The organism is Ruminococcoides bili, assembly GCF_040093295.1.
GTDB lineage: Bacteria > Bacillota > Clostridia > Oscillospirales > Acutalibacteraceae > Ruminococcoides > Ruminococcoides intestinale_A.
In genome coordinates, this window is record NZ_JBBNJY010000016.1 from 1 (window position 1) to 11,170 (window position 11,170).

Consider the following 11,170-nt stretch of genomic DNA (forward strand, 5'->3'; position numbering starts at 1 on the left):
TAGAAAGCACTAACCGGGCAACCCTTTCGGGCTACCCGGTTTTTCTTTTTGAGGGTGTTAATGCGACAGCCCCTTTTCGTCAAACCGTCAATTTAGGAACGCCGAACGGTAGGCATATTCAATCAAACTGTCAATTTAGGAACGCCGATCAGTAAGCGTATTTTCTCTGGGATTTCTCCCTACAATATTATTATACACATTGCAGAATAATATGTCAATGATTTTCTGCAACAAGTGTCCCACGGTGGGACACTTGTTGCAGCTTTAGAACGGTAAATCATCATCAATAGGCATATTTTCAAAATCGGGTTGTGAGGGCAAAGGTGGCTGTTCAGATGTAGTTGGAGAAGAGTCTTTAGTATTATTATTTGCTTTTTGCACACGCTCACCGGTAAATGATACTGTATCTGCGACAATTTCGGTTACATAGCGTGTACTTCCATCATTGGCCTGATATGTACGACTTTGTAGTTTGCCTTCAAGAGCAAGCATATTGCCTTTTGCAAAATAGCGACATACAAATTCTGCTGTGTAGTTCCAACAGACAACATTGAAAAAATCAACCTTTCTTTCTTCACCGGGTTTGTTGTAATTTCGTTCAACTGCGATACTAAAACTTGTTACGCTTTTTCCGGTAGTAGTTGATTTGAGTTCAGGGTTAGCAGTAAGTCTTCCCATGAGTACAATTCGATTTAACATATTTATGACTCCTTTTTTATTAATATATCAGTTAAGTGTCCCACCGTGGGACACTTGTGGGCAAACAAGAGGTTGTTTATTTATTTTTTTCTCTGCTTTCGGGTGTTTAATTGTAGGCGAGTAGCTGCACAGGTTATGACTTTGCAAAAGTTATTTTACAGTCAACTTTAAAATAGTGTAGGGGAGAGCTACCGGCGTAAGTTATGTTGCATTTTTGTGAGCAATCGTCTTGTTCTATTTTTTTCTCTGCTTTAGGGGCTTTTACCGAGTTTGATAACTTTGCAAACTTTAGCTTTTACGCTGCTGTCGTTGAATATATTTTCTTTTTAGCCTGCAATTATTTATCGGTAATTCTGATTTTGAAGTAATCTTTTGAGAAACAGCAGCTTTTTACTAAGTTCAAGTGTCCCACCGTAGGACACTTGAGGAGGTAAGCAATAACTGTCCCACGGTGGGACACCAAAACAATATTTTGCCACGGAAAGTAGGGTAGTAAAATTTGCAGGATAAAGACTTAATATTGCAAGCAATATTAAGTCGGTCACAAATGTCGGCAGTGCCGACATTTTCGATAACATTAACTTTAATATCATCGACTAAGCCTTTAATATCACTTTTAGATTGCTGTTTTATTTTTATCGGATAAAAGCTGACTTTTTAGTAACATTGATTTTAATATTGCTAAAATTTCAAGACAAAACTTTGACAAAATGCCGATAGCAGAAAAGAAAAAGCCTTGCTTTTTGCGTAAATTCGATTTATTCCCTATAAGAGTAAAATTACATCAGCAGACAATAAAAAACGCTTACAAGTCGAATTTGGCTAAGTTAAACGCAAAGTTTGTAATGTTGTCAAAAAGTAACGCTTTGAGATAATTTGAACAATTACGGATTTCATATTCTTTGCTTGCTTCTTCATAATTTAAAAGTGTATCCGAAATCAAATCACATAATGAATTAGCTTTTGCAATACCGTGCTTTGTAATGCAGTTGTTAATTGAATAAATAAGTGTACGCTGTGACACAGTAGTTTTATTATAGGTCTGAGTGGTGTTGGTTGCCATATCGCAAAGTAAATCAACGGCTTTGCAGTATAATCTTGAATATATATCGTTCTCGTAAGCGACATAGCTTTGATATGCATTATAATCTGTCAATTCTTTAATCGATTCAATAATCTTGTCATTGTCAGTTGTAAAAGGTACAGTAAGGTTAATTCTGTCAATGATTAGATTATGATCTGATTTACTGTTATTTATGGTATTGTTATATATGGTATTGTTATAATGTCCGAAATTTTGGGACACGGTATTGTCCGAAGAATTAGGACACGGCAATGTCCTGCTTTTTAGGACACGGTTATTTTCATTGTCCTGTTTTTTAGGACATGGTGAGAGTGTAGATTTTATCGCATTTTTTACATTGTCCGAAAATTTAGGACACGGTTTATTACTTTCTTTTTGCTGTTTCTCTATAACTGTAGGATTAGTGTTAAGTATGTAGTTATTTACACAAAACTTACCGTTTTTTCCCTTACGCTTAATTACGGATATATAGCCATAAGCTATAAGTTCATTTAGTGTATTGTAGTATGTCTGCTTGCTTATACCGAGAATTTCCATAGTATAATCTCTTGTAGGAAATACTGTGTTTGATGATTGAGCAAGTGAATAGAATAAAGCAATCATACCACGAGCCTTAACAGATAAACGAGTATCACACATAATTAGTTTTGGCATATTTCCGTAGCCGTATGAATAAATATTATCAAGCGAAAGTGTATGATGTTCTGCAGAAGCAGACGGTGGACAACCTATAGCATTAGGATTACTGCATATGGTGTACACATTTTTATTTAGAAAGCCTTTAGCTTTTGAAATTGAAATATAACTCTTTTCAACAAGCCTGTTCAGATATTTGTAGTAGGTATCCTTGTTCATATTTAGGTCACGAAGTATTGTGCTGCGTTTTGGATAAATTTTACCTGAACCTGCATAAGAAGCTAAGTAGGCATAAATAGCCTTGCTTTGTAAAGGCAGTTCTTTGTCAAGCATAACTTTTTGAGCAAGCATACCAAATCCCTGTGCATATACGCCGTCAATTTCTACTGCGATTTCTATGTCTTTGTTATTTAATTTTTTCATTATAATTCCTCCGTATTTTGAAGCTGCTTGAAACGGACTTTTTTAATTGTTCAAGACCGTGTGAATTAAGCAATTAAAAAAGTCTGCTGCAAGAGCAACAGACTTAGTTTTAAATATATGTTTTTAGTACAGGCTTTTTTTCGTGAGTCTGCACCGGTTCTGCAGATGAGCCTACAGGTGGGGTATATGCCTTTGCTGTAGGATATTTTCTCAATAGAGCCGAAAATAATCTTGTGCGGTCGGCATAGCTTACCTCTCTTATAGTGCTTTTCTTTGCTTTATAGGGTTCTTCGTTAAGTGATAGTCCCCAGTCCTCGCTTTTGAGGAGTTTCATTTGTGCCGGGTGCATACCTGTTTTCATAAGCACCCAGTCACCTTTTTTCATTCTTTTAATTTGCCCCGGTGTCATTAAAGGCTTTTTTGTCATATTGTAAGTAACGGAATTTGCGTTGTTATTGTTTGAAAAGCTGTTTTGCTTTTGCGAAACAGAGCCTGACATTACCGTCTGATTATCAAGCATTTTTGAAAAAGTTTCTGCGTCAGGGGAAGTAGGTGCTATGTAACTGAACATTACATTCTGACAGCTTGATTTTATAACGCTTGCTGTATTCTGATCGTATTTTTGATCAAGCTGCGTTGTAGTTTGTAAAAATGGGCAGCAAATGATACCTCTTGATCTGCCTGCAGAAAACATCTGATCAACTCTCTCTATGGCTGTGTATGTGCCAAATTCATCAAGGTAGTAGTATACTCGATGTGGCAGCTTGTTGTTCTCAAAATGTTCAGAGGCACAAAGTAATTCGTTATAAGTTTGCCTTACAAGTAAGCTTACTAAAAAATTTTTAGTGCTTGATTTTTCATCAACAACAAAGAATATTGCTTGTTTGCCGTTAATAAAGTTTTCAATATCAAGGTCACTGTTAAAGCATATCATTTGTTCCATTTCTGTATCAATGAAGGAAAGCATACGGCTCATTGCTGTTGACATAACGCTTGCAGTAGTCTGAAAAGCACCGGAGGCTGTGGCAGACATAAACCATTTTGCTTTATGATTAGTCGGCAGCATTGTATATAATTCAGTCAGATAAGTTGTAGGCATTACTCCTTTTTTATTTACTGTTCGTGGGTCAATTTCAAGGAGCTGTTCAATTATTTTAAAAACTGATACTATGTGCTTTTCTTCAGGTTCACAAAGTTCGGATACAAGTAAGATAACGCCTGTAATAATGCCTTCTGCAGATTCGTAAAAGTATTGATTTTGTCCTGCACTTTTGAAACCGTCCATATGTACGATTGAGTTTGAAAGAACTTTTGCATATGTTTCAGCCCGTGCTTTGTCTGCAAGACTTTTTGTTGATTCATAGCGGTCATTGTATTTATTGACAAGATACATCAGATTGTAACTGTCACTGCGAGTAGGATTTCTTAAATCTATTACATAAGTTTTGTACCCGTAATATTTTTCCAAAACAGGTGCATATGTCTGATGAGCGTCACCTTTTGTATCTGTGACGAAAAAAGGATTACCAACGGCCGCTAAAAATTCAAGATTAGGATAGACGAAAGAAGATGTTTTACCGCCACCCGGAGCAGATACGGAGAGAGTATGATTATCAGATGTATCAATGTATGCAGATACTTTTTTACCGCTTTTTACTGCACCGAGTATAATGCCCTCAAGCTGTGGCCTGTTTTCGCCATTTCTCCACTTTTCGGGTTCATATGGTATAATAACAAGATTATTATTTAATTCTTGTTTGGTGGCCCATTTTTGGTCACCGAATTGGCCGTCACCGACAGGCTTGCTTTTAATAGAGTTTAAATTTTTGCCGCTTGATGATATAAAGTACGCAGCTATAAGTACAACTAATACGATTATTGAAAATATAATAATTCCGCTTGTTGAGCTACTTCCCATAACTTTGACTCCTTTGTTTTAAAATTTCGTTCCAATCCTTTAGATTAGGGGTTATTATTTCAGTTTTATATTTGTCCTGAAATACTTTTTGTGCTTTTTTTGCAAAGTCCTGTCCGTGATTTTTGCCGTCAGAACTGTTAATATCATTATCTGTACATATATAGATTTTCTTTATATGCGGGTAATCTTTAACACATTTTTTCAAAGCTTCTAAATTCAGCCCTCCTAAAGCTATATAGTTGTATGTGTGCCAGTTTTCGTCAAGCTGATACAAAGTAATAAAACTGAATAAGTCAATAAAAGCTTCAAAAACAAAAAGCACATCAGACAAACCAATGTGCTTAAAGCAGTATATTTTGTTACTTCCGGTAATCTCACCTTTAAAAGATTTAACAGTAAGCGTACCTTTTAATCCGGCATACCTGACTATTCCTTTTTTATCTTTGCCGAGAAATACAATGTTGTGGTTGCATTTATCTTCATATATAAGACCTTTTTTTACAAAGTATCTGACAACACTGTAATCAATACAGCGTGAATTGCACAGATAAGCATACAAGCGTTTGTTGTTTGTGTTTTTTTGAGGTAAAACTACTCTGTCTTTTTTATGGTAAATATCAGGTTCGTTTATAAAATCAACAGGCTTTGAATTGCTTGTAGCTTTGTAATTTCCGTCAAGCAAAGTTATTACTGCTTCTTGAAAACTAAAATCAAAAAATGTCATCAGAAAATTTACTGCCGTACCCGATTCATCTGTAGAATGTCTGTACCAAATATGTCCTCGTATTTTTACGCTGTCATGTGCTTCCCACATATATTCTGTACCGCTATGTAAAACTTTTTCTCCTATACTTTCAAGATATTCTTTAATATCTTTATGATGAGCCTGATACAACTCTTCATCTGTAAACGGAATAAATTTTGACATTCTTTAACCTCCCTAATAGTCATAGCTGATTGGATTGTCGGATACAGCGTGACCTAATTTTATTTTTTGTATTTTTTCATCTCTTAGCTGTTTTGAATCAGATGTGTATTTTTGCTTTGCGGCGGCAATTGTTTCTGTGTTTATAATTTTGCCCATATGAGCAGCTATAGAGGCAAGATTAAGCACTGTTATTTGCTGTTGAGTGTTAGTTTCTTCAATTTTTTGTTGTGCTTTTATATTCCCGAGTTCAACAGCCTTTTTATACCACAAAAGAGCCTTTTCAATATCTCGTTCGATTCCCAATCCGTATTGATAAAAAGTACCTATTCGCAAAGCTAATTCTGAATCTGTTTGATTGTTATTAAACCGGATAAGATAAGCCGATAATGCTTTTCTAAAATAATTACTTGCAAGCTCATTGTTTTGTAATCCGTATTTTTCGGAGTGATAGATATAACCGAGCTGATAAGCTGCATTTGCATTTTCAAATTTTTCAGCTTCGGAAAACCAATATATAGCTTGATTAATGTTCATATCGGTTCCTAACCCTTTTAAATACATATTACCAAGACGATAAGCAATATAATCATTAGGATTTTGATTGTAATCTGTTATATAAAGATTTAGAGCATTACTGTAGCATAGCTGAGCTTTTGCAATATCATAATGGGCATAACTTTCATTTGAATGAATTTTAGCAAGATTGAACCAAGCGTTAGATATATTTCCTTGTGCTGCATATTGAAAATGTTTTATAGCATTTTCAATATCATTGTTTTCAAATGCTATTTTACCTAACTGATAGGCAGCATTTGTATTGCCGAGTTTTTCAGCTTGTGAAAACCAATGTATAGCTTTATTTATGTCAATATCAGTACCTAAACCGTTAAAATACATTTTTCCGAGTCTATAGGCTGTAAAGTCATCAGGATTTTGGGTATAATCTGTTATGTAAAGATTTAAAGCATTACTGTAGCATAGCTGAGCTTTTGAAATATCATATAGTCCGTAACTTTCGTCTGAATATATTTTACCGAGTTTAAACCAAGCGTGAGATATATTTCCTTTTGCTGCTTCTTGAAAATTCTCAACAGCTTTTTCAATTTCTCCCTTTTGAAGAGAAATTTTACCGACTTGATAGTTTGCGTAGAAGTTACCGAGTACAGCAGATATTTGATAATAACTGTATGCCTCTTCAATATTCTTTTCGACGCCTTCACCGTTTTCGTATAGCTTTGCAAGCGTGTATGCAGATGAAGCACTACCGTTTAATGTAGCCTTTTTTAGCCAAATTACAGCTTTTTGAATATCTTTCTCAACACCGCAGCCGTTTAGATACATCTTACCAAGTCTGCTTTCAGCCGTAACATTACTGTTTTCTTCTTCTGCTTTCTCATATTCCAAGCAGGCTTTTTTATAATTTTCGTTAGCCTTTTGCTCATCAATGATATTGTATTTTTCGGAAGAGTATATGTAACCAAGCTGATATGCTGCATTTGGATTATCTTGTTTAGCTGCTTTATTGAGCCACTCAATTGCAGAATTAATATTAATATCTGTGCCTTTTCCTGCAAGATACATATTTGCTATACGCATTTCTGTAAAAGCATTTTGTATATCGTTTTCTTCTTGTTCTATCATACCTTCCAATGCTTTTTTATATAAGCCGTTAATATAGTCTTTTGAAACATTATTAAAATCATCGGCATAATCCTCATACAGCTTTGCAAGGTCATAATTTGCAAGCACAACTGTTTTAGTTGCTTTTGAAAAATAATGCTCTGCCTGCTGTATATCAATATTTACACCCTCACCGGACAAACACATTTTACCAAGTCTGTATGCCGCATATTTATCACCTTTTCTATCTGCTTTTGAGTAATAGTCAAATGCTTTTTCATAATCTTGAGTAAAACCAAGGCCATAATAAAATTGATTGCCAAGGTAGTAGTAAGCATGCGAATAACCGTTTTTTGCAGCAAGACTAAAAACATTACTTGAGCAGCGATAATCTTGTTCAACACCTTCACCTTTAAGGTACATTCGGCCTAACAGATATTCAATATATGCTTCATAAGAATCAACTTCACTGTAATAATGCAAATTGTCAGAATCGTTATCGAGTTCATAAAAGTAATTTCTGTTTTTTAACCCATCTCTGAATTGAATAAAAGCTGTTTTGCAATAGTAGTTGCCAAGTTCTTTATTGATTTCTGTATCTTTAGTACCGTATAAATACATTTGTCCGAGTTTATATGCAGACATACTGTCACCGTAACTGTCCGCAGCAATGCCGTACCACATTTGAGCTGCATTATAATCTTTTTCCGTACCTTTTCCGTAGTAATAACAATCCGCAAGTTTTCTGCAAGATTGCGCAGTTCTGGTTTGCAAATCACTTGAAATTTGATACGCTTTTTTAAAATCTATAACTTCCTTTCCTTCATTTCCAAGTATAAATGAGGGAATTTTTTGTAACTCTGTATATTCGTATTCTTCCGGCTTTGTATCATCAATAAAACCGTTATCATCATCTGCTGATTGCGGTTCTGTTTCTGCAGGAGCTGTAATATTCGGTGGGTGAGAAATCGTAATATCATCAGTTGCAGTTATAAATGTTCCGCTTTGATTCATAGATTTTGCACATTCTAAGATATAATTCTTGATAGGTGTAAATTTATCAATTTTGGAAATGTCAGGCTTTACAAATTCTTTTTTTGAATAGTATTTACTCAAACTGTAGCTTTCATCACACCACTTATCATAAAGATTTGACAGTTGGTTGTTATTGTTTACAAGTGTGGTTAGAATATCATCTACAAGTTTTTTCTTGTCAGGTGAAGAAAAGCCGTAAGTATTTCTTCCTTTGCTGAAATCTTTGCATGAAAGGGTCAACATTTGATTAACTAAGTATTTTAAAGTATCATTAGAAATATATTGATTGGGATTTGATAACAAATTTTCAAGCAAAACTTTACTCTGACTGATTAACTCATTGAGGTATTTGTCTTTATTAATATATATTTCCTGTCGTTCATCTTTGAAAATTTCATTAACAAACTCTGATTTTAAATTCTTAATATTTTTCTTAGACAAAAAGCCTTCTTTTGGGTCTGTTGAGTAAACGAATAAATGTACATGCGGGTGATGACCTGTATTGTGCATAGCAGCATACCATTGCAGATTATTAATGTTTATACCGTGAGCTTCTGCGATAAGATCAACTTTAGACATTATTAAATCTTTCCATAGCTTTTGACAGTCATAACCGAGCCTGTCAGCGTCCTCTCGTCTGAGCGAGAGAATGTCAGTCCATATGTTTCCGTCATGAGTTGATATTTCTTCTGCAACTCTGTCAAGATCTACATCAGGGTATGATGAAAATAAACCGTGCTCACCGACTTTATAAGCACCCGGTCTTTTAGCTGCATATTCTATCAAATTTCCTGCTTCGTTGAACAGTAATTCTTCCGCAAGTCTTGATATAAGGTCAGAAGCATTTGACATAGTCGGATTATTAATATAATCGGTGTATTCCAACGGTTTATCCTCATCATCTTTATAATTTAATTGTTCAAGAAATTCTTTAATAGTTTCTTTTTGTTTCTTTGTTGCAGGTCGATTTTTAACATCATAAAACTGTGCCAATCTGATAGCTTCATTTACTATGTTTTGTTCCGATAGATTTAATGAAGTATTTTCAGAAAGCTTATTTGCCAAATGCAGCATTAAACTTGAAGCATTCGCTCTTGTAGCATTAGCTTCATAAACTTTGTATTCTTCACACTCTGCACTAAGACCTTTTTCTGTATAGAGATTAAGTAAATCTTTAACAGATACTTTTTGCTTAAAAGTAATCGGTAAATCATCTGCCATATCAATGTTTTTGTCAACAGTTTCCCTTGTACCGCAATACCGTACAAGATTTGCTGCATGCTCACCGCTTAAGGCGTGATCGCTTAGCTTTTCTCCGGGTTTGGCTATATGAAAGTAACCGGAGTTTAAAATAAACCTTGTGCCAACCATAGCAGCCTCCGTTATGTTTGAGCTTCATATGCTGATATAATACCTTTGCTTGCCTTAACATCTTCTACAGCTTTTCTACGCATTTTATCATATGAGTCTTTGTCAAGTTCCATCATACTTGCAACGATACGAGTAAGCACATTAATTTCAACAGCTTCTTTGAATTGCAGCTTTGAGGTTCTGTTTGAAGCATTGTTTATCATACCTTCAATTTTTTGTCCTACGATAGAGCATAGATAATCTTGCGTAATTTCAGATGTTTTATAGCCAAAGTAAAAATCAACAGCTGATTCAATTATCTTATTTCTGCTTGTTTTGCCGTCATCAAGTTTCTTTAAGCTCTCAATTTTATTTATCGTTGATAAAGGCAATTGAACGCTTATCTGCTGTTTGTTTACTGATTGCATACGCTATTCTCCTTTAAAACTTCATTACGCTTATTAATTAAAAGTGTAAGGTATTCATCTGAACAAAGATAGTTATAATACTGCTCAATTGCTATTTGCATTACAAATCCTCTTGAAATATAAAGCTCTCTTTTAAGAAACATCAGCATTCTATAACTCTTTTTGGTAATATAAAGACTTTTTTGTTTTTTAGTAATTATATCAAATTTTTCTCTTTCTTCTCGAAAAATACTTTTTATTTTTTCGGGATCTTCAAGATATTTTTGGTATAAATATTCGACAGAAGCGTTATAAACGAAAGAAAGAGTGTTTGAATTAAGAATATTTTTGGCTTTAACAGCAGTTTCGTCTATTACTTTTGATGTAAGATAAAAGCAAGAACCTAATAATTTATCATCAGGTATATTATCATTGGTTAAAGTTAATTTGTTAAAAAATCTATCTGACTGTATCATAAAATCACCTCTTAAAAGATTTTCTCGACTGAACGAATTTTACATATATTATCGTAATATCCCATATTGAAATTGTATGTTACATTTGAGTTTGACACTTCATCGTTGTATATGATTGTCTGACTGCAAATAGCCATAACATTAAATGAACCGTTATCCTCATAGTCAGAAACATACAATTGTACCAAGCCTGTAGCTTGCTCATAATTATCATCGTATGTGCTGTGACCTATTGTTGTTTGTAATTGATTATAATAATCATCCGATAAGTAATCCTTGAGCTGAGAAATATTATTACTTTGTGACCCGGAATAGGAGAGGTAAAGCTGACAATATTTATCAATGACATCTTTGACTTCAATATTAAACAGTCTGTCATATTTGAGCTTTTCACTTTCCAATTCTTCAATCCTTTGCTGCAAATTTTCTGTGTTCATAGTTGTGGTTTCAACTGTAACAGGAGCAGTAGCCGATTCTGTTTTATTAGTATCATCTTTCAAACCACACCCTGTTACAATAACTGTTATTGCAGAAATAACGACCGTTGCTATAATAAATTTCTTTTTCATTTTTCTTCCTTTCATATACCAAAGC

The 11,170-nt window shown here is 34.3% G+C and carries 8 protein-coding genes; all 8 read right to left on the reverse strand.

Annotated elements, in window-relative coordinates; translation table 11 throughout:
- Window positions 1-264: 264 nt before the first annotated feature.
- Window positions 265-699, reverse strand: coding sequence for a single-stranded DNA-binding protein (locus AAAY30_RS06540; protein ID WP_499215932.1), 435 nt, complete (start codon window positions 697-699; stop codon window positions 265-267).
- Between the two features lie 805 nt (window positions 700-1,504).
- Window positions 1,505-2,842, reverse strand: coding sequence for a helix-turn-helix domain-containing protein (locus tag AAAY30_RS06545; protein WP_499215931.1), 1,338 nt, complete (start codon window positions 2,840-2,842; stop codon window positions 1,505-1,507).
- Window positions 2,843-2,951: 109 nt separating this feature from the next.
- Window positions 2,952-4,760, reverse strand: a complete 1,809-nt coding sequence (locus tag AAAY30_RS06550) for a type IV secretory system conjugative DNA transfer family protein (protein ID WP_337566400.1) — start codon at window positions 4,758-4,760, stop codon at window positions 2,952-2,954.
- Window positions 4,750-5,688 (reverse strand): DUF3991 and toprim domain-containing protein, encoded by a 939-nt coding sequence (locus AAAY30_RS06555; protein WP_499215930.1) that lies wholly within the window; start codon window positions 5,686-5,688, stop codon window positions 4,750-4,752. Before AAAY30_RS06555 ends, AAAY30_RS06550 begins: the two co-directional genes overlap by 11 nt.
- A gap of 12 nt (window positions 5,689-5,700) precedes the next feature.
- Window positions 5,701-9,714 (reverse strand): MobP3 family relaxase, encoded by a 4,014-nt coding sequence (gene mobP3 / locus AAAY30_RS06560; protein ID WP_499215929.1) that lies wholly within the window; start codon window positions 9,712-9,714, stop codon window positions 5,701-5,703.
- 11 nt (window positions 9,715-9,725) lie between these two features.
- Window positions 9,726-10,121, reverse strand: a complete 396-nt coding sequence (locus AAAY30_RS06565) for a hypothetical protein (RefSeq protein WP_186935043.1) — start codon at window positions 10,119-10,121, stop codon at window positions 9,726-9,728.
- Window positions 10,109-10,576, reverse strand: a complete 468-nt coding sequence (locus AAAY30_RS06570) for a hypothetical protein (protein ID WP_499215928.1) — start codon at window positions 10,574-10,576, stop codon at window positions 10,109-10,111. The genes AAAY30_RS06565 and AAAY30_RS06570 overlap by 13 nt, the downstream gene beginning before the upstream one ends.
- A gap of 11 nt (window positions 10,577-10,587) precedes the next feature.
- A complete protein-coding gene (locus AAAY30_RS06575) occupies window positions 10,588-11,145 on the reverse strand; it encodes a hypothetical protein (RefSeq protein ID WP_499215927.1) in 558 nt (185 codons plus the stop codon).
- Window positions 11,146-11,170 lie beyond the last annotated feature (25 nt).